Consider the following 20,251-nt stretch of genomic DNA (forward strand, 5'->3'; position numbering starts at 1 on the left):
CTCATCGGCCCCTGACTCGCTGACTATCGGTCCACCTTCTCACCCGTCCCGGACGGGTCCTTACTTTGCGCGGCGGTGTCCGCCGCCGGGTCACCCGGCTGCCCGGGCCCGGCGCCGTCCTGGGTACCACCGGTGCCCTCAGCGGTGCCGCCGGCGGTGTCCTCCTCCGCGTCTTCCCCGTCCTCGGCCGCTTCCGCGCCCTCGTCATCCGGGTCTTCCCCGTCGCCCTCGTCGTCGCCGTCCTCGACAGCGGCACGGCGCTTGCGCTGGTGATACATCCGTACGCCGGCGAGGACAAGCAGCAGCAGACCGGCGGCGATCACCACCATGACGGTGGAGGTGATCGAGGTGACGTCCACCGTGAAGGTGATCGGCTTGCCGTAGGCGACGTGGTCCTTGGTGTAGAGCTGCGCGGTGATGGTGTTGAGGCCGTTCCGCGCCGCCGTCGCCGCGAACTTCAGGGACCGGGTGTGTCCGCCCTCCACCGTGACCGGCTGCGGGTCACCCGGGTCCATGCTGTTGCCCTGGCTGGAGCTGAGCTCCAGCTGCAGGCCCTCGATGGTCTGGCCGAGCTCGTTCTTCACCGTCACCGGGATGGTGCCGCTGCGGCCGGAGAGGGTGAGGGTACCGGTCTTGGGGAGGATCTGGACGAGCCCCATGAGATCGGAGAGGTACGCGCCGATCGCCGACCGGTACGAGGCCGCGCCTCCGGGGTTGCCGCGCCACTCGGTGGACATCGACCGCAGCAGCGCCGTCGTGAAGGGGGTGGTCACCCGGTCCTTGCGGCTGAGGATGACCAGGAAGCCGTTGAGCCTGGCTTGGGTGGCCTGGATCTGGCGGAAGGCGTCGGTGCTCAGCTCCCGCTTGCGCAGGTTCGCCGGGTAGGCGCTGCCGCGGGGCACCGTGCGGTTGGCATGCGGATCCGGGGTCGCCTTGGCGGCGTCGGCGAAGTCGGCCGTCTCGGCCCACGCGCTGGACTCGACGGAAGTGATGGCCTGCGCCATCGCCTGCGCCTGCGAGGCGCTGGGCATGCGCTGCGGGGCGACGACGATGCTCCGCTGCCGGTCGGGCGCCTGCATCGTGACCATCAGCGTCTGGGAGACGAACTTCTGGATCGCCAGGGTGGCGTTCTCGGCCCGCATCATGTCGCCGTCGAAGCCCTCGGAGAGCCCCGCGTCGGCCACCACGGCGGTTGTGCCGCCCCCGATGGGACGGGCCGAGGTGGGTGTGTAGACGGGCTTGCCGGGCTCGCCCAGGCTGTCGCTGCGGGCGATGATCTTGTCCGCGCCCGCCGAGGTGGCGACGTCGACGATGGAGGGGTCGACCGCGCCCTGCACCGGCCAGGCCACGTCCGTGGCCGGCGTGATGTGCAGGACGGTCTCGAAGGTGGTGGTCGCCAGTTCGGTGGCGGTGTTGAGGTGGGCCAGGGTTCCGGCGACGTTCTTGCCGTGGTGCGCGATCGAGGCGATGTCCGGGTCGGAGAACGGCAGGGCCACCACGTCGTCGCCCGTCAGGGCGGTCTTGAGGTCGGTCAGCCAGCGCTTGGCGTCGTCGGTCCCGGTGCCGGAGGTGGTGTGATCGAGATCACCGCCGGGACCGGCCACCTGGTAGCGGCGGGTCATCGCGTCGACGGTGGCGATCAGGTCCGGGTCGACCACCCAGGTGACCGGGAGGTTCCGGCCGAGCGTCACGAGCTGCTGGAGCCGCCCGCCGGGAGCCAGGTCCTGGGCGAGGTTGTCGTCCAGGAAGATGGGGCTCTGCTGGTCGTCGCCCTCGCTGCGCACGGCCAGGTGGGGACGGTCGATCAGCGGCCACAGAAAGGTGTAGCGGGTGCTCTTGGCGGCCGCGGTCCTGTACCAGGGCAGGAAGGTCCGCTCCACGCCGAGGATCTGCCGGTAGCCGGCCGCCCGGGTCTGCCCGGCGAGGGAGATCCCGAGCTGGTAGACGCCGTCGGCGCCCAGCTGCAGGTCCTTGACGGGGATCGTGAGGGTGAAGGGCCGGCTCATACCGGCCTTCAGGTCCTTCAGGGCGGCGGTGTGGCCGGAGATCTCGTAGCCGTCGACGCCGGGACTGTAGGTGCCGCGCCCGGCGGCGGTGCCGATGGCGCTGCGGCTGGTGAGCGGGCCGCCGGGGGCCACCTCCACCCCCACCTCGGCCTCGGTGACCGTCTGCTTCCCCTTGTTGGTGACCGTTCCGGTCACCGTGAGGGTGTCGCCCTTGGTGGGGACGGTGGGGGACAGCGTGTTCACCGACACGTCGACGTCGTGGCCCGAGGAGTCCGCGTACGCCGCGGGGGCCGTCTGGACCTGGAGCAGACCCGCGAACATCGCGGCGCCGGCGAGCAGCGCCGCCGTTCGACGCAGCCTCGTACGGGCCGGAGCTGTCCCGGGGTGCTGTGCCGCCTCGCCCACGCGCTGGCCGTCCCTCGTCGTCATCGGATGTGCGTCCTGGAATGGTAACGATGCTCGATGAGTCGAAGTGCTGCGGTCAGGCCACAAGATCGGCACAATGACGGCCGCGGACCGGTCCGTGGCGATCATGGGACGACACTAAACCGGTCCGCCGTAGGGCGCACGGGCACGTACCCTGTTCTGTTGTGCCGAATGCCAACAACGCCCCCCAGACCCTGAAGCCGGCGCCCGCCATCGCGCCGGTGGCCGAGGACCTCGGCCGCCGCTTCCAGGACGCCGGATTCCGGCTTGCCCTCGTCGGCGGTTCGGTCCGCGACACCCTGCTCGGCAGGCTCGGCAACGATCTGGACTTCACCACTGACGCCCGGCCCGACCATGTGCTCAGGATCATCCGCGGCTGGGCCGAGGCGGTCTGGGAGGTCGGCATCGCCTTCGGCACGGTCGGTTGCCGCAAGGACGGTTTCCAGATCGAGATCACGACCTACCGCTCCGAAGCGTACGACCGCACGTCCCGGAAACCGGAGGTCTCCTACGGCGACACCATTGAGGAAGACCTGGTACGCCGGGACTTCACCGTCAACGCGATGGCGGTCGCCCTGCCCGACCCCGAGTTCGTCGACCCGCACGACGGCCTGAGTGATCTGGCCCAGCGGGTGCTGCGCACACCGGGCACCCCGGAGGAGTCCTTCTCCGACGACCCGCTGCGGATGCTGCGGGCGGCCCGCTTCGCGGCGCAGCTGGACTTCGAGGTGGCGCCCGAGGTGGTGACCGCGATGACGGAGATGGCCGACCGTATCGAGATCGTCTCCGCGGAGCGGGTCAGGGACGAGCTGAACAAGCTGATCCTCTCCGACCACCCGCGCAAGGGCCTGAGTCTGCTGGTCGAGACCGGCCTGGCCGCCCGCGTGCTGCCGGAGCTGCCGGCCCTGAAGCTGGAGCGGGACGAGCACCACCGGCACAAGGACGTCTACGAGCACACACTGACGGTGCTCGACCAGGCGATGGCCCTGGAGACCGAGGGGCCGGACCTCGTGCTGCGTCTGGCGGCGCTGCTGCACGACATCGGCAAGCCCCGGACCCGGCGGTTCGAGTCCGACGGCCGGGTCTCCTTCCACCACCACGAGATGGTGGGCGCGAAGATGACCAAGACCCGGCTGACGAAGCTCAAGTACCCGAACGAGACGATCAAGGACGTCGCCCGGCTGGTCGAGCTGCACCTGCGGTTCCACGGCTACGGCACCGGCGAGTGGACCGACTCCGCGGTGCGCCGCTACGTCCGGGACGCGGGCTCGCAGCTCGAGCGACTGCACAAGCTGACCCGCTCGGACTGCACCACGCGCAACAAGCGCAAGGCCGCGGCGCTGTCCCGCACGTACGACGGGCTCGAGGAGCGCATCGAGCGGCTGCGGGAGCAGGAGGAGCTGGACTCGATCCGCCCCGACCTGGACGGCAACCAGATCATGGGGATCCTGGGCATCGCCCCGGGTCCGGAGGTCGGCAAGGCCTACGCGCATCTGCTGGAGCTGCGGATGGAGCACGGACCGCTCGGCGAGGAGGCCGCGGTGGGGGCCCTCAAGGAATGGTGGGCGGCACAGAACGGCTGAGTCGTGCGGGCCGTGAGACGGTCACGGCATGGGAGGGGGTCGTGTTTCACGTGAAACACGACCCCCTTCGGCATGACCGGGTCGGATGTTTCACGTGAAACATGGCAATGCCGCCGTGTTTCACGTGAAACGGAGCGGAGTGCGCGCGGTGCCCACCGCCACCCCGGCGTAGATCAGGGCGAGGGCGATCACCAGCGGGGCGGACCTGCCGTCGGGGGGCAGGATCAGGGCGCAGACGGCCGCCGCGCCGACGAAGGCCACATTGAAGAGGACGTCGTAGAGGGAGAAGACCCGACCGCGGTAGGCGTCGTCGATCGAGGACTGGACCACCGTGTCGGTGGCGATCTTGGCTCCCTGGGTGGCGACTCCGAGGACGAAGGCGGCCACGAGCACCGGCACCGGACGGAAGGGCAGCCCCAGCCCCGGCAGCAGGACGGCCGCCGAGGCCGCGCAGACGGTGATCCAGCCGAAGGTGCCGAAGCGGCTCGCCGACCACGGAGTGATCACCGCCGCGACGAAGAACCCCGCCCCGGACGCGGCGACCGCGAGGCCCAGCAGCGCCAGTCCGTCCCCGCCTGACCGGTCGCCGGTTCCCCCGTCGGCCCAGGCGTACCGGCACAGCATGAGCACCGTCACCGTCAGCCCGCCGTAGCAGAAGCGCATCGCCGTCATCGCGGCCATCGCACGCGCCGCCCGCGGACGCTCCCGCAGGTGCCGCAGTCCGTGCAGAAGTCCGCTGAGCGTGCTCCGCAGCGCCTCGCCGACCCGCGGCTGGACCCGGGCGGGATCGGGGCCCAGCAAGTCCTTGCCCAACAGCAGTGAGGTCAGCCCGGCCGACAGATAGACCACCGCGGCCAGGAGCACGACCAGGGCGTCGGACGCCCGGCCCTCGGCGACCCCGAGGTGGATGAGGAACGCCACGCCACCGCCCGCGGTCGCCGCAAGGGTGCCCGCGGTCGGGGAGAGCGAGTTCGCCATCACGAGGCGATCGCCGTCCACCACGCGGGGCAGTGCGGCCGACAGGCCGGCCAGGACGAAGCGGTTGATGCCGGTGACCGAGAGGGCCGACAGGTAGAACAGCCAGTCCGGGACGCTCAGCAGCATCAGGGCGGCGGTGCCGGCCGAGAGCAGTGCCCGCAGGAGGTTGCAGTAGAGCAGCACCTGCCGCCGGCGCCAGCGGTCGAGCAGGACGCCCGTGAACGGCCCCAGGAGTGAGTACGGCAGCAGCAGCACCGCCATGGCGGAGGCGATGGCCGCCGGTGAGGTCTGCTTCTCCGGGGAGAAGACCACGTAGGCCGCCAGTGCCACCTGGAACACCCCGTCGGACAGCTGCGACAACAGCCGCACTGCCAGCAGACGCCGGAAGTCACGGAAGCGCAGCAGCAGACGGAGATCGCGTACGACGGCCATGCGCACAGCCTCACACGACGCACAGGCCCCCGGGTGTCATACCCGGGGGCCTGATGGGTCGCGTCGTGCGACGGGCGGTGAACGGTGGTTGTACCGCCGATCAGCGGTCGACCTCGCCGCGGATGAACTTCTCCACGTTCTCGCGGGCCTCGTCGTCGAAGTACTGCACCGGCGGGGACTTCATGAAGTAGGAGGAGGCCGAGAGGATCGGGCCGCCGATGCCGCGGTCCTTGGCGATCTTCGCGGCGCGCAGCGCGTCGATGATGACGCCGGCGGAGTTCGGGGAGTCCCAGACCTCGAGCTTGTACTCCAGGTTCAGCGGGACGTCGCCGAACGCACGGCCCTCCAGGCGGACGTATGCCCACTTGCGGTCGTCCAGCCAGGCCACGTAGTCCGAGGGGCCGATGTGGACGTTCTTCTCGCCCAGTTCGCGGTCCGGGATCTGCGAGGTGACGGCCTGCGTCTTGGAGATCTTCTTGGACTCCAGGCGCTCGCGCTCGAGCATGTTCTTGAAGTCCATGTTGCCGCCGACGTTCAGCTGCATGGTGCGCTCGACGACGACACCGCGGTCCTCGAAGAGCTTGGTCAGCACGCGGTGCGTGATGGTGGCACCGACCTGGGACTTGATGTCGTCGCCGACGATCGGCACGCCGGCCGCGGTGAACTTGTCCGCCCACTCCTTGGTGCCGGCGATGAACACCGGCAGGGCGTTGACGAACGCGACCTTGGCGTCGATGGCGCACTGCGCGTAGAACTTGGCGGCGGCCTCGGAACCGACCGGCAGGTAGCAGACGAGCACGTCGACCTGGCGGTCCTTGAGGATCTGGACGATGTCCACCGGCTCCTCGCCGGACTCCTCGATGGTCTGGCGGTAGTACTTGCCCAGACCGTCCAGGGTGTGGCCGCGCTGAACGGTCACGCCCGTCTGCGGCACGTCGCAGATCTTGATGGTGTTGTTCTCACTGGCACCGATGGCGTCGGCCAGGTCGAGGCCGACCTTCTTGGCGTCCACGTCGAAGGCCGCCACGAACTCGACGTCACGCACGTGGTACTCGCCGAACTGCACGTGCATGAGGCCGGGCACGCGGCCGGCCGGGTCGGCGTCCTTGTAGTACTCGACACCCTGCACCAGCGACGCGGCGCAGTTGCCCACGCCAACGATGGCTACGCGAACCGAACCCATTCCGGTTGCTCCCTGTGTGATCGTCACGCGGATCCCCGGTCGCTGCCGGGTCCCTCGTCGTTTTCCTGTTGGTTGTCCTGCTCGGCGTCGGAGGACGGAGCGGACAGGGGCGGCCTGCCGCGCCCCGCCCGCTCGGTCTCGATCAGCTCGTTCAGCCAGCGGACCTCGCGCTCCACCGACTCCATGCCGTGCCGCTGCAACTCGAGCGTGTAGTCGTCGAGCCGCTCACGGGTGCGCGCGAGGGACGCGCGCATCTTCTCCAGCCGTTCCTCGAGGCGGCTGCGCCGCCCTTCGAGGACGCGCATCCGTACGTCCCTGGACGTCTGGCCGAAGAAGGCGAAACGAGCAGCGAAGTGCTCGTCCTCCCATGCGTCCGGTCCGGAGTGGGCGAGCAGTTCCTCGAAGTGCTCCTTGCCGGCCGCCGTCAACCGGTACACGATCTTCGCCCGCCGGCCGGCCAGCGGCGCGGTGAGCGGATCGGACTCGGGGCCGGTCTCCTCGACCAGGTAGCCCTGAGCGACCAGTGTCTTGAGGCAGGGGTAGAGGCTCCCGTAGCTGAACGCGCGGAACACACCGAGCGAGGTGTTGAGCCGTTTCCGCAGCTCATAACCGTGCATCGGGGATTCGCGCAGCAAGCCCAGGACGGCGAACTCGAGGATGCCCGAGCGTTTGCTCATGCCCTCGTCACGCCTCCGTCCTTGCCGTCGTCGCCTCTTATCTCGCCGCGATGTATCGGCTCGATACATCGTGACGATAGAACGCCCGACCGGGCCCCGCAAGATGGCGCACGGTGACCGACGTCACATCGGGAAATCTGCACAGCGTCAACCGCCCCTTATGTGATGAAGATCGCGCTAGCGCGTCTTTTGACCCTGCGTACTCTGTTCGCCATGCAGAGCACCGGGAACCGTGAGGCGCAAGTGAGCGTCCTTGTCCGTGGTGCAGTGCGGCCAACGCACGCCGGGGGGACCGGAAAACCACTGCCGCTTTCAGGCGATCCCGCCTGTCCTAGGAGTAGCTGTTCATGAGCGAGCACCGTCGCAAGCCGCCGCAGACGCCGCCCGGCGGCGGCCGCGCAGCCGCCCGGCGCGGCGCGCAGCAGCAACCGCCGCCAGGAGGCCGGCGGGAAGCGCCGCCATCGCAGTCGTACGGCACACGCGGAGCCGGTCCGGCCCAGGGGGCGGGCGGCGGTCCGCGCCAGCAGCCTCGCCGGGACGGCGCCGTCCCGGGTCAGGGCCAGGGCGGACGTCCGCCCGGCGCCGGACAGGGCGCACGGGGAAGCGCCGGCCACGGCGCGGTCCCGGGTGCGGGTCAGGGCGGACGCCGGGGCGGGGGCGAGCCCCCGTACCAGGGCCGCGCAGCCGCACGCCGCGCGGCCCAGTCCACACAGAAGGGCGGCCGTCGCCGCACCGCGGGAGCAGGGGCGGGTGCCGGGGGCGGGCGCGGCGGCGGCCAGCCGCCGAAGAAGCGCATCCTCGACTACCCCCGCTGGGGCAGGGACGGCTGGCAGCGCTGGGTGCCGTCCTGGAAGCTCGTGTCGGGCCTGTGCGTCTTCTTCTTCGGCAGTCTGGTGGCCGCCGCGGGCATCGGTTACGCGATGGTCGGCATCCCCAATGAGAACGACGCCGCCAAGTCGCAGAACAACGTCTTCTACTGGGCCAACGGCGACCGCATGGTGGCGACCGGCACCGGTGCCAACCGGCAGAACGTCACGCTCGCCGAGATCCCGAAGTCCATGCAGTACGCGGTCATCTCGGCGGAGAACAAGACCTTCGAGAAGGACTCCGGCGTCGACCCCATGGGCATCGGCCGGGCCCTGTTCAACATGGCCAAGGGCGGTGACGCGCAGGGTGGTTCGACGATCACCCAGCAGTACGTCAAGAACACCTACCTGAGCCAGGACCAGACGGTCAGCCGGAAGTTCAAGGAGCTCTTCATCTCCATAAAGGTGGGGACGAAGCTCAAAAAGGACCAGATCCTTCAGGGCTACCTGAACACCTCGTACTACGGACGCGGTGCCTACGGCATCCAGGCGGCGGCCCAGACCTACTACGGCAGGGACGCCGAGAAGCTGACGGACAGCCAGTGCGCCTTCCTCGCCGCGTTGCTCAAGGGCCCCACGTACTACGACCCGGCCGGCAACGTGAGCATCGACAAGATCGCGACGCCCGAGGCGAACCGGAAGAACTCCGAGGACCGCTGGCGCTGGATCCTCGGTGAGATGTACAAGGACGGCCACCTGACCAAGGACCAGTACGACAAGGCCGTCGCCAAGTACCCGATGCCGCAGGGCCTGAAGGCCACCAAGGGCATGACCGGCCAGATCAGCTACCTGGTGGACACCGCCAAGAACTACGTGCTCAGCCACTCCAAGATCAGCCGGGCGGAGCTCGACCAGGGCGGCTACCAGATCTACACGACCTTCGAGAAGCCGAAGGTGGACGCGCTGGCCAAGGCGGTCAAGAAGGTCGAGGACGCCAACCTCAAGCCGAAGAAGCGCGAGAAGGACAAGTACGTCCAGTTCGGCGCGGCGTCGGTGAAGCCGAACGACGGCGCGATCGTCGCGATCTACGGCGGCCCCGGCTTCGAGAACAACCACTTCACCAACAACGCCAACACCTCGGGTGTGCCCGTCGGTTCGACGTGGAAGCCGTTCGTGCTCGCCGCCGCCATGGAGTACGGCACGTACCGGAGCCACGGCGAGGGGATCTCGCCGCTGAGCAAGTACAACGGCAACGACCACCTGAGGGTCAAGAACAACGACGGCACCGACGTCCTGAAGAAGGACAACACGCCCTTCTACCAGGAGAACGAGAGCGACTACCCCTGGGGCTACATCACGCTGCGCAAGGCGATGGAGCAGTCGATCAACACCCCCTTCGTGCAGCTCGGCATGGACGTCGGCATGGACAAGGTGGCCTCGGTCGCCGAGAAGGCCGGCATCCTCAAGGAGTCGCTGGCCGGCCGGAACGCCTCGTTCGCCCTGGGTACCTCGACGCCGAGCGCCGTCCGCATGGCCGACGCCTACGCGACCTTCGCCGCCTCGGGCAAGCACACCGAGCCGTACTCGGTGACCTCGGTCAAGCAAGGCGGTGTGGAGGTGCCCGGCTTCGACAAGCCCAAGGCCACCGAGGCCATGCCGTCGGAGGTGGCGGACAACGTCACCGACGTGCTGCAGAACGTGATCCAGAAGGGTACGGGTATGAAGGCCCTGGCGCTGGGCCGGACGGCGGCCGGCAAGACCGGTACCACCGACAGCAACAAGTCGGCCTGGTTCGTCGGCTACACCCAGCAGCTGTCGACCTCGATCGCGATGTTCCGCGAGAACCCGAAGACGCACAGCCTGCTCTCGATGAACGGCACGGCGGGCGTCGAGTCCATCCACGGTGGTGACATCCCGACCCAGGTTTGGACCGAGTACATGAAGTCGGCGCTCGAGGGCTCGCAGGACACCGGCTTCCCGAAGCCGGTCAAGATCGGCGACATCCACGACGAGCTGGGCGCCCCCGCGTCGCCGAGCCCGTCCGTCTCGGCCTCGCCCACCCAGAGCGCGAGCTCGACGCCCACCCCGACGTTCACCAAGCCGACCCCGACGCTGACGCCCACGCCGACGGACACCTGCAAGGCCTGGCTGGGCTGCCAGGACCCCGGCAACGGCGGCAACAACAACGGTGGCGGCGGCAACAACGGCGGCGGCGACAACGGCGGTGGCCCGGGCGGCGGCCTGCCCTCGGACTCCTCGAGTCCGTCCGTCTCCTCCAGCAGTACCAAGGGCACCGGTCTTTTCCAGGGGCCCAACGGCTGAGACCGCCGCGGCCCCGCCCGAGGACCGCACCCGCACCGATCCGCGGCCGCGGAGGGCATCACGCCCTCCGCGGCCGCGGCCGTTCGCGGCGGCGTCAGGAACGGGACGGCCGCGCTCAGCCGCGTAGGGCAGGATGTCCGCATGACGAGCGTGCGCGAAGACCACCACCGGGAGGCCGGGGCGGCCGACGAGGCCCGGGAGGCGGAGGAGGTCGTTCCCCCGACGGGGGAGGACCCGGTCGCCCGGGCCGGGAGCGAGGTCATCGGGGGGCCGCTGGGGCGGTTCGCCGCCGTGGGGCGCGGCGGGTGGTGGAACCCGCTGCGGGTCATCGTGCTCGTGGCGATCGGGATGTTCGCGCTCGGCATGGTGCAGAAGCTGCCCTGCTACGACAGCGGCTGGTTCTTCGGGGCGAACGCCCAGTACAGCCACGCCTGCTACTCCGACATCCCGCACCTGTACTACGGCCGCGGCTTCGCCGACGACCTGGTGCCGTACTTCGACCACATCCCCGACAAGGTCTCCGGCGGCATGGGCTACCTGGAGTACCCGGTCCTGACCGGCGTCTTCATGGAGGTCGCCTCCTGGCTGACCCCGCACGGCGGCACGATCCAGCACCGCGAGCAGATCTACTGGCTGGTCAACGCGGGGATGCTGATGGCGTGCGCCGCGGTCATCGCGGTCTGCGTGGCCCGCACCAACCGCCGCCGTCCCTGGGACGCGCTGCTGGTCGCGCTGGCACCCGCGTTCGCGCTGAACGCGACGATCAACTGGGACCTGTTCGCGGTGGCCCTCGCCGCGGTCGGGATGATGCTGTGGTCCCGCAGCCGGCCGCTGGCGGCGGGCATCCTGATCGGCCTGGCGACGGCCGCGAAGCTGTACCCGGTGTTCCTGCTGTGGCCGCTGCTGGTGCTGGCCCTGCGGGCGGGCAGGCTCAAGGCGTGGGGCGTCGCCGCGGGCGGTGCGGCGGGCGCCTGGCTGGTGGTGAATCTGCCGGTGGCGCTCCTCGCCCCGGACGGCTGGTGGCGGTTCTACGGCTTCAGCCAGGAACGCGGCGTCGACTACGGCTCCTTCTGGCTGATCATCACCCAGGAGACCGGCATCTCGCTCGACCGGACCGTGGTCAACTTCTATGCCGCGGTGCTGTTCGCGCTGCTGGCGGTCGGCATCGGCCTGCTGGCGCTGTGGGCGCCCAGGCGGCCGCGCTTCGCACAGCTGGCCTTCCTCGTCGTCGCGGCCTTCATCCTGACCAACAAGGTCTACTCACCGCAGTACGTGCTGTGGCTGGTGCCGCTGGCCGCGCTCGCCAGGCCGCGCTGGCGCGACTTCCTGATCTGGCAGGCAGCCGAGGTCATGTACTTCCTCGGCATCTGGCTCTACCTGGCCTACACCACGGGCGGCGGCAACAAGGGGCTGCCGATGTACGGCTACCACCTCGCCATCGGGGCGCACCTGCTGGGAACGCTCTACCTGTGCGCGGTCGTCGTGCGCGACGTGCTCTTCCCCGAGCGCGACCCGGTCCGCCGGGACGGCTCGGACGACCCCTCGGGCGGTGTGCTGGACGAGGCGGAGGACAAGGTCACCCTGGGCCGCTCGGGCCACCATGCGCGCCACGCCGTCCCGTTCGCCGGCCCGGAGGGCGCGTACGGGCCCGGGAGGCCGGTCCAGCAGCCCGTGCAGTGGGGCGTGGACCCGAACCCGCCGGCCTGACCTCCACGGCGCTCCTGAGGCCCCCGCAGCCCTGTGGCTCGGGGGCCTCACCGTGCGCGGAGCGCGGCGTCAGCGGTCGACGACGCGGTCGAACTGGGTCGTGGTGTGCCGCAGATGGGCCACCAGCTCGTCCCCGACGGCGGGCGGGGCGACGTCGCCCGGCAGGAAGAGGATCGACACCTGCATGTGCGGGGGCTCGGCGAACCAGCGCTGCTTGCCCGCCCACACGAAGGGCGACAGGTTGCGGTTGATGGTGGCCAGGCCTGCCCGGGCGACGCCCTTGGCGCGGGGCATGACGCCGTGCATGGCCTTGGGGGCCTCCAGGCCCACGCCGTGGGAGGTGCCGCCCGCCACGACCACCAGGTGGCCGTCCTCGCCCGCCCTCTGCTGGCGGTAGCCGAAGCGCTCGCCCTTGGCGACGCGGGTGACGTCCAGGACGGCGCCCCGGTACTCGGTCGCCTCGTGGTCGCCGAGCCAGAGCCGGGTGCCGATCCGGGCCCGGAAGCGGGTCTGCGGGAACTGGGTGCGCAGCCGCTCCAGCTCGCCCGCCTTGAGGTGGCTGACGAACAGCGTGTGCAGCGGCAGCCGGGCCGCGCGCAGCCGCTCCATCCAGTGGAAGACCTCCTCCACCGCGTCGGAGCCGTCGGTGCGGTCCAGCGGCAGGTGGATGGCGAAGCCCTCCAGACGGACGTCGTCGATGGCCGAGTGCAGCTTCACGAGGTCGTCCTCGCTCACGCCGTGGCGCTTCATGCTGCTCATGACCTCGATGACGACCCGCGCGCCGACCAGGCCGCGCACGCCCTCCACCGACGAGACGGACCTTATGGCCCGGTCCGGCAGCGGGACCGGCTCCTCGCCCAGCCGGTACGGGGTGAGGACGAGCAGGTCGCCGCCGAACAAGTCCTTGATCCTCGCGGCCTCGTACGTCGTGCCGACGGCCAGGATGTCCGCGCCCAGGCGGATGGCCTCCTCCGTCAGGCGCTCGTGGCCGAAGCCGTATCCGTTGCCCTTGCAGACCGGGATCAGCCCCGGGAACTGCTCCGCCACGGACTGCTGGTGCGCGCGCCAGCGCACGGTGTCGACGTACAGGGAGAGCGCCATGGCGGGTGGGGTGGCCTTTCGTGGTGTCGGCGGTCGGGCGGGCGGGTCAGCGGCGCGACATGTAGATGTCGAGCGCCTTGTGCAGCAGCTTGTTGAGCGGGAAGTCCCACTCGCCCAGGTATTCGGCAGCCTGCCCGCCGGTGCCCACCTTGAACTGGATGAGCCCGAAGAGGTGGTCGCTCTCGTCCAGGGAGTCGCTGATGCCGCGCAGGTCGTACACGCTCGCGCCGAGCGCGTAGGCGTCCCGCAGCATGCGCCACTGCATGGCGTTGCTGGGCCGCACCTCGCGCTTGTGGTTGGCGGAGGCGCCGTAGGAGTACCAGACGTGCCGGCCGACGACGAGCATCGTCGCGGCGGCGACCGCCTCGCCCTCGTGCGTGGCGAAGTACAGGCGCATGCGGTTGGGGTCCTCGGTGTTGAGCACCTTCCACATGCGCTGGAAGTACGACAGCGGGCGGGGCCGGAAGTGGTCGCGCTCGGCGGTGACCTCGTACAGCTGCTGCCACACGGCCAGGTCGTCGTAGCCGCCCTGGACGACCTCGACGCCGGCCTTCTCGGCCTTCTTGATGTTGCGCCGCCACAGCTGGTTGAAGCCCTTCTGGACGTCGTCCAGGCTGCGGTCCTCCAGCGGGACCTGGAAGACGTAGCGCGGCTGCACGTCGCCGAAGCCGGCGCCGCCGTCCTCGCCCTGCTGCCAGCCCATGCGGCGCAGGCGGTCCGCCACCTCGAAGGCGCGGGGCTCGATGAAGGTCGCCTCGACGTCGCGCAGGCGCTTGACGTCCGGGTCCGCGATGCCCGCCTTGATGGCGTTCGCGTCCCAGCGGCGGATCACCACGGGCGGGCCCATCTTCACGGAGAAGGCGCCCTGCTGCTTCAGATGCGCGAGCATCGGGCGCAGCCAGTCCTCCAGGTTGGGCGCGTACCAGTTGATCACCGGGCCCTCGGGCAGGTACGCCAGGTACCGCTTCACCTTGGGCAGCTGCCGGTACAGGACCAGGCCCGCGCCGACCAGTTCACCGGTCCTGTCGTCGAACCAGCCCAGGTTCTCCGAGCGCCATTCGGTCTTGACGTCCGCCCAGGCGGGGACCTGGCAGTGGCTCGCCGAGGGCAGGCTCTGGATGTACGCCAGGTGCTGTTCCCGACTGATGGTCCTCAGGGTCAAGCTCATGCGGGGCGCTCCCCATCGCTGCTGCGGCTAAGGCGTCTCTGTCTGCACTACTACTGCACTACTACTGCGCCGAAGCCTACTGCGAACGGCGAACGCCCCCGCGAGGGCTGTGGACAACCGGAGGCGACCGCTCAGGCCCGGACGGCCCCGAGCCGGTTCCGTCCGCCGCCGGCTATCCCCCCAGCACTCCGCCGAAGAGGCCGCCGTGGGCCATGCCGATGTAGAAGCCGACGCCGGCCAGACCCATCCCGATGATGAAGACGAAGCGCTCCGCGGTGGTGACCGAGCGGTACTGCCCGTAGGCGCCGACGAGCAGGCCGATCAGTCCGGCCCAGGAGCTGAGCAGGTGCAGTCCGCTCCAGAAGGCGGCGATGGAGGCGAGCAGGCCCAGCACGAGCGTCGCGACAGCGAGGCCGTTCTCCACCGGGTGGGGCCGGCCGTCGCTGTTGAAGGTGAAGAACCGGAAGCGGTGGTGGTGACGGGCGTCGGTGGTGGGTCGTACTGCCTGTGCCATGGGGCACCTCCGTGATGGAGAAGTGGCGCATCGTAGCGCCGGACACACCCGATGTGTACAGATTGCGGTCTTCCACGGGCGGATTTCAACCGGAAGCACAGGGCCGGGTAGTGTGTACCGTCTGCACCGGTGTCTGTGCAGGCCCACACAACGGTCCGCAAGGCCTCCGGGGAGCGATCCGCGGAACGCCCAGGGCGTTGTCGGTGGCCCGCGATACCGTTGCGACGCGATGCAAACCCTCCTGCCATGGAAACGCCATGGCCGCTGAGTCCGAAGGAGGTGGGTTCCACATGCGTCACTACGAGGTGATGGTGATCCTCGACCCCGATCTCGAGGAGCGTGCTGTCTCCCCGCTGATCGAGAACTTCCTTGGTGTCGTCCGTACGGGCGGCGGCAAGGTCGAGAAGATCGACACCTGGGGCCGTCGTCGTCTCTCTTACGAGATCAAGAAGAAGCCCGAGGGCATCTACTCGGTCATCGACCTCAACGCCACACCCGAGGTCGTCAAGGAGCTCGACCGTCAGATGAACCTGAACGAGTCGGTCCTCCGGACCAAGGTCCTCCGCCCCGAAACCCACTGAGCCTGACGGCTCACGGCATTTCGGGATACCGAGCAGCCAAGAAAAGCCGAGAGGTCACCCACCATGGCAGGCGAGACCGTCATCACGGTCGTCGGCAATCTCGTCGACGACCCCGAGCTGCGCTTCACCCCCTCCGGTGCGGCGGTCGCGAAGTTCCGTGTCGCGTCCACCCCCCGCACCTTCGACCGGCAGACCAACGAGTGGAAGGACGGCGAGAGCCTCTTCCTCACGTGCTCGGTCTGGCGGCAGGCGGCGGAGAACGTGGCGGAGTCCCTTCAGAAGGGCATGCGCGTCATCGTGCAGGGCCGGCTGAAGCAGCGGACCTACGACGACCGTGAGGGCGTCAAGCGGACGGTCTACGAGCTGGACGTCGACGAGGTCGGCGCCAGCCTGCGCAGCGCGACCGCGAAGATCACCCGGGCGAGCGGCGGCGGTGCCGGCGGCGCCCGCGGCGGTCAGGGCGGTTACGGCGGCGGCGGTCAGGGTGGTGGCGGCAACTGGGGCGGTGGCTCCGGTGGCGGCCAGGGCGGCGCTCCCGCCGACGACCCCTGGGCGACCAGTGCTCCGGCCGGTGGCGGCCAGGGTGGTGGCGGGAACTGGGGCGGTGGCTCCGGTTCCGGCGGCGGCTACTCGGACGAGCCTCCCTTCTAAGGGCGGCGCACCACACTTCTTGATCACACTGGAGAGAGACAATGGCGAAGCCGCCTGCTCGCAAGCCGAAGAAGAAGGTTTGCGTGTTCTGCAAGGACAAGATCACGTACGTCGACTACAAGGACACGAACCTGCTGCGGAAGTTCATTTCCGACCGCGGCAAGATCCGTGCCCGCCGGGTCACCGGCAACTGCACCCAGCACCAGCGCGACGTCGCCACGGCCGTGAAGAACAGCCGTGAGATGGCGCTGCTGCCCTACACCTCGACCGCTCGCTAAGGAAGGGTGACTGAGCAATGGCGAAGATCATCCTCACCAATGAGGTCAGCGGCCTCGGCGCCGCAGGCGACGTCGTCGAGGTCAAGAGCGGCTACGCCCGCAACTACCTGATCCCCCGCGGTTTCGCGATCGCGTGGACCAAGGGTGGCGAGAAGGACGTCGAGCAGATCCGCCGCGCGCGCCGGATCCGTGAGATCGCGACCATCGAGCAGGCCAACGCCGTCAAGGCGCAGCTCGCCGGTGTCAAGGTCAAGCTGGCGACCCGCGCGGGTGAAGCCGGCCGTCTGTTCGGCTCGGTGACCCCGGCCGACATCGCCGTGGCCATCAAGGCCGCGGGCGGTCCGGACGTCGACAAGCGCCGGGTCGAGATCGGTTCGCCGATCAAGACGCTGGGCTCGCACAAGGTGTCGGTGCGCCTGCACCCCGAGGTCGAGGCCGGTCTCGACGTCGAGGTCGTCGCGAGCTGACCCGCACCGCGTGAGCGAAGGGCCCGGAACCACTGGTTCCGGGCCCTTCGTCCGTGCCGGTGTTCCGATCGGGCGGACCGGGCCGGTCAGGCGCGGACCGCCCCGGTGACGGCCCACTTGCCGGAACGGGCGCGCAGTCGCAGGGTGACCAGCCGGGTCAGCATCATCAGGTCCATCGCCCACCACAGTGCCGTCAGGCCGCCCCCGAGGGCGGGCACGGCCAGCGCGACCGGGGCGAAGACCACCAGGGTGACGATCGTGGAGCCGGCGAGGTAGGCGCCGTCCCCCGCGCCGATCAGTACGCCGTCCAGCACGAAGACGGCCCCGCAGACCGGCTGCGCCAGTGCCGCGACCAGCAGCACCGGCACGAGGGCGGAGTGCACCGCCGGGTCGGAGGTGAACAGCGGCGCGATCAGCGGCCGGCCCACCGCCGTCAGCAGCCCGATCAGGACACCGGCGGCGACACCCCACTGGACCATGCGGCGGCAGGCGGCCCTTGCTGCCTCGGCGTCACCGGCGCCCAGGTGGCGGCCGATGATCGCCTGCCCCGCGATGGCGAGGGCGTCGAGGGCGTAGGCGGCGAGTGTCCACAGGGCGAAGGTGATCTGGTGGGCGGCGATCGACACGTCCCCGAGCCGGGCCGCGACGGCCGTGGCGATCATGAGCACGGCGCGCAGGCTCAGTGTGCGGATCAGCAGCGGCGTTCCGGCCTGGGCGCTGGCCCGGACACCCGCCGGATCGGGCCGGAGGGAGGCGCCGTGCCGCCGGGCGCCGCGGACCACGACCGTGAGGTAGACGGCCGCCATGGCGTTCTGGGCGATCACCGTTCCCCAGGCGGAGCCGGCGATGCCGAACCCGGCGCCGTAGACCAGCAGCACATTGAGCGCGGCGTTGGCGGCGAAGCCGCCGACGGCCACGTGAAGGGGGGTCCTGGTGTTCTGCAGGCCCCGCAGGACGCCGGTCGCCGCGAGGACGACGAGCATCGCGGGGATGCCGAGCGCGCTGATCCGCAGATAGGTGACGGCGTACGGGGCCGCGGTGCCCGACGCGCCGAACAGGCCGGTGAGGGCGGGCGCCGCGGGGACGGTCACGGCCACGGCGGCGACGCTGATCAGGAGGGCGAGCCAGATGCCGTCCATGCCCTGGCGTATCGCGGCGGGCAGGTCGCCGGCGCCGACCCGGCGGGCCACGGCGGCCGTGGTGGCGTAGGCGAGGAAGACGAAGACGCCGACGACGGTGGTGAGGAGCGCGCCGGCCACGCCGAGGCCGGCGAGCTGCGCGGTGCCGAGGTGGCCGACGATGGCGCTGTCGGCCAGGAGGAAGAGCGGTTCGGCGACCAGGGCGCCGAAGGCGGGCAGGGCGAGGCCGAAGATCTCGCGGTCGTGGCGGCGGGCGGACTGCTGACGGGAGAACTCGGCGGTCTGAGGCACGCGGCCAGCGTAATCATCCACATGTAATAGCTGCAAGCGGTCTTCGTCCATTACCTGTCGCTGCACAGGGTGATCTGCTCCGCGTCGTTTGTCGCGATCTTGAGCCGAAGGGGGAAGTTTTTCTTGTCCACAGCGGGTGGATGAAGAAAGTGCAGGTCAGAGCCGTGATCATTGGGTGATTGTGTGCTTGTCCACGTCGCTGTCCCCCGGCCTGTACACAGCTTGGGCGGGCTTCTCCACAGGCGAAGCGGTTTCTTCAACAGGTCGTCCCCAGCCCCTGTGGATAACCGTCTTGGCTCCGGGCCCCGAGGACCCCTACCGTGGGGCGTCGCCCGACGCGCCACAGGCGTGCGCGGGCGTCTCGAATTCGTCAGAACTGTCAGAGCGATGGCGTAGGAAAGTACAGCCACGCCGCGGTAGCGGTGCGCGTCCACGGGAGGAGGTGGCAGGGGGTGAGCCAGCCAGAACCCGCGGAGGACCACTGGGGAGGAGAGCCGCCCTTCCCGCCGGACGGTCCCGGCGACCGGCTGCCCGTCGCCCGGTTCCGCCGCAAGGACGACCGCGACCGTGACCGCGACCGCGACGAGGACCGCGGTGGCGGCGGCTTCGAGCGCGTCCCCCCGCAGGACCTGGACGCGGAGATGTCGGTACTGGGCGGCATGCTGCTGTCCAAGGACGCCATCGCCGACGTCGTCGAGGTGCTCAAGGGCGCCGACTTCTACCGTCCCGCGCACGAGACGGTCTACGCGGCGATCCTCGACCTGTACGCGCGCGGCGAGCCCGCCGACCCGATCACGGTGGCCGCCGAGCTCACCAAGCGCGGCGAGCTCACCCGTGTCGGCGGCTCCCCCTATCTGCACAGCCTCGTCAACGCGGTGCCCACCGCGGCGAACGCCGAGTACTACGCCGAGATCGTGCACGAACGCGCGGTCCTGCGGCGGCTGGTCGAGGCCGGCACCCGCATCACGCAGATGGGGTACGCCGCCGACGGCGACGTGGACGAGATCGTCAACTCCGCCCAGGCCGAGATCTACGCCGTCACCGAGCAGCGCACCAGTGAGGACTACCTGCCGCTCTCCGAGATCATGGAGGGCGCCCTCGACGAGATCGAGGCCATCGGCTCCCGCAGCGGCCAGATGTCCGGCGTGCCCACCGGTTTCGCCGACCTGGACTCGCTCACCAACGGCCTGCACCCCGGCCAGATGATCGTCATCGCCGCCCGTCCCGCGATGGGCAAGTCCACGCTCGCGCTGGACTTCGCCCGCGCCTGCTCGGTCGGCAGCGGCATGCCCAGCGTCTTCTTCTCCCTCGAAATGGGCCGCAACGAGATCGCGATGCGGCTGCTGTCCGCCGAGGCCCGCGTGGCGCTGCACCACATGCGCTCGGGCAACATGACCGACGACGACTGGACCCGGCTCGCCCGCCGGATGCCCGACGTCTCCGCGGCCCCCCTCTACATCGACGACTCCCCGAACCTGTCGATGATGGAGATCCGCGCCAAGTGCCGCCGCCTGAAGCAGCGCAACGACCTGCGGCTGGTCGTCATCGACTACCTCCAGCTGATGCAGGCGGGCGGCTCGCGCCGCCCCGAGAGCCGCCAGCAGGAGGTCTCCGACATGTCCCGTAACCTCAAGCTCCTCGCCAAGGAGCTCGAGGTGCCGGTCATCGCGCTCTCCCAGCTGAACCGTGGCCCCGAACAGCGCACGGACAAACGGCCGATGGTCAGCGACCTGCGTGAGTCCGGCTCCATCGAGCAGGACGCCGACATGGTGATCCTGCTCCACCGCGAGGACGCCTACGAGAAGGAGTCCCCCCGCGCGGGCGAGGCCGACCTGATCGTGGCCAAGCACCGCAACGGCCCCACGGCGACGATCACCGTGGCCTTCCAGGGCCACTACTCCCGCTTCGTGGACATGGCCCAGACCTGACCGGCCGGTGCCG

Annotated in this window: 16 protein-coding genes; 8 read left to right on the forward strand and 8 right to left on the reverse strand. The window is 69.9% G+C overall.

The features are described from left to right. Positions 1 to 23 precede the first annotated feature (23 nt). Positions 24 to 2,435: a DUF6049 family protein gene (locus tag ACIP98_RS15940; RefSeq protein ID WP_401976327.1), complete on the reverse strand. Its 2,412-nt coding sequence runs from the start codon at positions 2,433 to 2,435 to the stop codon at positions 24 to 26. Positions 2,436 to 2,596: 161 nt separating this feature from the next. Between ACIP98_RS15940 and ACIP98_RS15945 the strand changes: the two genes are divergently transcribed. Further along, entirely contained in the window at positions 2,597 to 4,015 is a 1,419-nt protein-coding gene (locus ACIP98_RS15945) for a CCA tRNA nucleotidyltransferase (RefSeq protein WP_319663365.1), read from the forward strand. A gap of 120 nt (positions 4,016 to 4,135) precedes the next feature. Here the strand turns inward: ACIP98_RS15945 and ACIP98_RS15950 are convergent, their stop codons facing one another. From ACIP98_RS15950 to ACIP98_RS15960, 3 genes are all read right to left on the reverse strand, one after another. Then, entirely contained in the window at positions 4,136 to 5,425 is a 1,290-nt protein-coding gene (locus tag ACIP98_RS15950; RefSeq protein WP_401976329.1) for an MFS transporter, read from the reverse strand. A gap of 100 nt (positions 5,426 to 5,525) precedes the next feature. Next, on the reverse strand, positions 5,526 to 6,608 hold the full coding sequence (locus ACIP98_RS15955; RefSeq protein ID WP_319663367.1) for an inositol-3-phosphate synthase: 1,083 nt from the start codon (positions 6,606 to 6,608) through the stop codon (positions 5,526 to 5,528). Positions 6,609 to 6,631: 23 nt separating this feature from the next. Continuing rightward, on the reverse strand, positions 6,632 to 7,285 hold the full coding sequence (locus ACIP98_RS15960) for a helix-turn-helix transcriptional regulator (RefSeq protein ID WP_319663368.1): 654 nt from the start codon (positions 7,283 to 7,285) through the stop codon (positions 6,632 to 6,634). Positions 7,286 to 7,632: 347 nt separating this feature from the next. On the opposite strand from ACIP98_RS15960, the gene ACIP98_RS15965 reads away from it, so the two are divergent. Both ACIP98_RS15965 and ACIP98_RS15970 read left to right on the forward strand, forming a co-directional pair. Continuing rightward, entirely contained in the window at positions 7,633 to 10,413 is a 2,781-nt protein-coding gene (locus tag ACIP98_RS15965) for a transglycosylase domain-containing protein (RefSeq protein WP_401976333.1), read from the forward strand. Between the two features lie 141 nt (positions 10,414 to 10,554). Beyond that, complete coding sequence (locus ACIP98_RS15970; protein ID WP_401976336.1) at positions 10,555 to 12,120, forward strand: glycosyltransferase family 87 protein; 1,566 nt, start codon at positions 10,555 to 10,557, stop codon at positions 12,118 to 12,120. A gap of 69 nt (positions 12,121 to 12,189) precedes the next feature. Here the strand turns inward: ACIP98_RS15970 and ACIP98_RS15975 are convergent, their stop codons facing one another. From ACIP98_RS15975 to ACIP98_RS15985, 3 genes are all read right to left on the reverse strand, one after another. Beyond that, entirely contained in the window at positions 12,190 to 13,221 is a 1,032-nt protein-coding gene (locus ACIP98_RS15975) for an alanine racemase (RefSeq protein ID WP_401976338.1), read from the reverse strand. Positions 13,222 to 13,267: 46 nt separating this feature from the next. Beyond that, positions 13,268 to 14,389: a peptidoglycan bridge formation glycyltransferase FemA/FemB family protein gene (locus ACIP98_RS15980; RefSeq protein ID WP_319663373.1), complete on the reverse strand. Its 1,122-nt coding sequence runs from the start codon at positions 14,387 to 14,389 to the stop codon at positions 13,268 to 13,270. A 172-nt stretch (positions 14,390 to 14,561) separates the two neighbouring features. Continuing rightward, positions 14,562 to 14,903, reverse strand: a complete 342-nt coding sequence (locus ACIP98_RS15985; protein WP_319663374.1) for a hypothetical protein — start codon at positions 14,901 to 14,903, stop codon at positions 14,562 to 14,564. 290 nt (positions 14,904 to 15,193) lie between these two features. On the opposite strand from ACIP98_RS15985, the gene rpsF reads away from it, so the two are divergent. The 4 genes from rpsF (at position 15,194) to rplI (ending at position 16,880) form a co-directional block, all read left to right on the forward strand. After that, positions 15,194 to 15,484 carry a 30S ribosomal protein S6 gene (gene rpsF / locus ACIP98_RS15990; protein WP_319663375.1) on the forward strand — a complete coding sequence of 97 codons (291 nt, stop codon included), beginning with the start codon at positions 15,194 to 15,196 and terminating at the stop codon, positions 15,482 to 15,484. A 63-nt stretch (positions 15,485 to 15,547) separates the two neighbouring features. After that, the gene (locus ACIP98_RS15995) at positions 15,548 to 16,135 is read left to right on the forward strand and encodes a single-stranded DNA-binding protein (RefSeq protein WP_319663376.1); all 588 of its coding nucleotides are present in this window, start codon (positions 15,548 to 15,550) and stop codon (positions 16,133 to 16,135) included. Positions 16,136 to 16,176: 41 nt separating this feature from the next. Next, positions 16,177 to 16,413, forward strand: coding sequence for a 30S ribosomal protein S18 (gene rpsR, locus ACIP98_RS16000; protein WP_026250812.1), 237 nt, complete (start codon positions 16,177 to 16,179; stop codon positions 16,411 to 16,413). A 17-nt stretch (positions 16,414 to 16,430) separates the two neighbouring features. Continuing rightward, entirely contained in the window at positions 16,431 to 16,880 is a 450-nt protein-coding gene (rplI, locus tag ACIP98_RS16005; RefSeq protein WP_319663377.1) for a 50S ribosomal protein L9, read from the forward strand. Positions 16,881 to 16,966: 86 nt separating this feature from the next. On the opposite strand, the gene ACIP98_RS16010 is transcribed toward rplI, so the two are convergent. After that, entirely contained in the window at positions 16,967 to 18,310 is a 1,344-nt protein-coding gene (locus ACIP98_RS16010; RefSeq protein WP_319663379.1) for an MATE family efflux transporter, read from the reverse strand. A gap of 452 nt (positions 18,311 to 18,762) precedes the next feature. On the opposite strand from ACIP98_RS16010, the gene dnaB reads away from it, so the two are divergent. Beyond that, positions 18,763 to 20,238, forward strand: coding sequence for a replicative DNA helicase (gene dnaB, locus ACIP98_RS16015; RefSeq protein WP_319663381.1), 1,476 nt, complete (start codon positions 18,763 to 18,765; stop codon positions 20,236 to 20,238). Positions 20,239 to 20,251 lie beyond the last annotated feature (13 nt).

This window comes from Streptomyces sp. NPDC088354 (genome assembly GCF_044753585.1).
Classification (GTDB): Bacteria; Actinomycetota; Actinomycetes; order Streptomycetales; family Streptomycetaceae; genus Actinacidiphila.

Excerpts from the sequence above, each read along its gene's own strand:
- ACIP98_RS15940 (WP_401976327.1), bottom strand. The coding sequence starts at position 2,435 with ATGACGACGAGGGACGGCCAGCGCGTGGGCGAGGCGGCACAGCACCCC.
- ACIP98_RS15950 (WP_401976329.1), bottom strand. The coding sequence starts at position 5,425 with ATGGCCGTCGTACGCGATCTCCGTCTGCTGCTGCGCTTCCGTGACTTC.
- ACIP98_RS15955 (WP_319663367.1), bottom strand. The coding sequence starts at position 6,608 with ATGGGTTCGGTTCGCGTAGCCATCGTTGGCGTGGGCAACTGCGCCGCG.
- ACIP98_RS15960 (WP_319663368.1), bottom strand. The coding sequence starts at position 7,285 with ATGAGCAAACGCTCGGGCATCCTCGAGTTCGCCGTCCTGGGCTTGCTG.
- ACIP98_RS15965 (WP_401976333.1), top strand. The coding sequence starts at position 7,633 with ATGAGCGAGCACCGTCGCAAGCCGCCGCAGACGCCGCCCGGCGGCGGC.
- ACIP98_RS15970 (WP_401976336.1), top strand. The coding sequence starts at position 10,555 with ATGACGAGCGTGCGCGAAGACCACCACCGGGAGGCCGGGGCGGCCGAC.
- ACIP98_RS15975 (WP_401976338.1), bottom strand. The coding sequence starts at position 13,221 with ATGGCGCTCTCCCTGTACGTCGACACCGTGCGCTGGCGCGCGCACCAG.
- ACIP98_RS15980 (WP_319663373.1), bottom strand. The coding sequence starts at position 14,389 with ATGAGCTTGACCCTGAGGACCATCAGTCGGGAACAGCACCTGGCGTAC.
- ACIP98_RS15985 (WP_319663374.1), bottom strand. The coding sequence starts at position 14,903 with ATGGCACAGGCAGTACGACCCACCACCGACGCCCGTCACCACCACCGC.
- rpsF (WP_319663375.1), top strand. The coding sequence starts at position 15,194 with ATGCGTCACTACGAGGTGATGGTGATCCTCGACCCCGATCTCGAGGAG.
- ACIP98_RS15995 (WP_319663376.1), top strand. The coding sequence starts at position 15,548 with ATGGCAGGCGAGACCGTCATCACGGTCGTCGGCAATCTCGTCGACGAC.
- rpsR (WP_026250812.1), top strand. The coding sequence starts at position 16,177 with ATGGCGAAGCCGCCTGCTCGCAAGCCGAAGAAGAAGGTTTGCGTGTTC.
- rplI (WP_319663377.1), top strand. The coding sequence starts at position 16,431 with ATGGCGAAGATCATCCTCACCAATGAGGTCAGCGGCCTCGGCGCCGCA.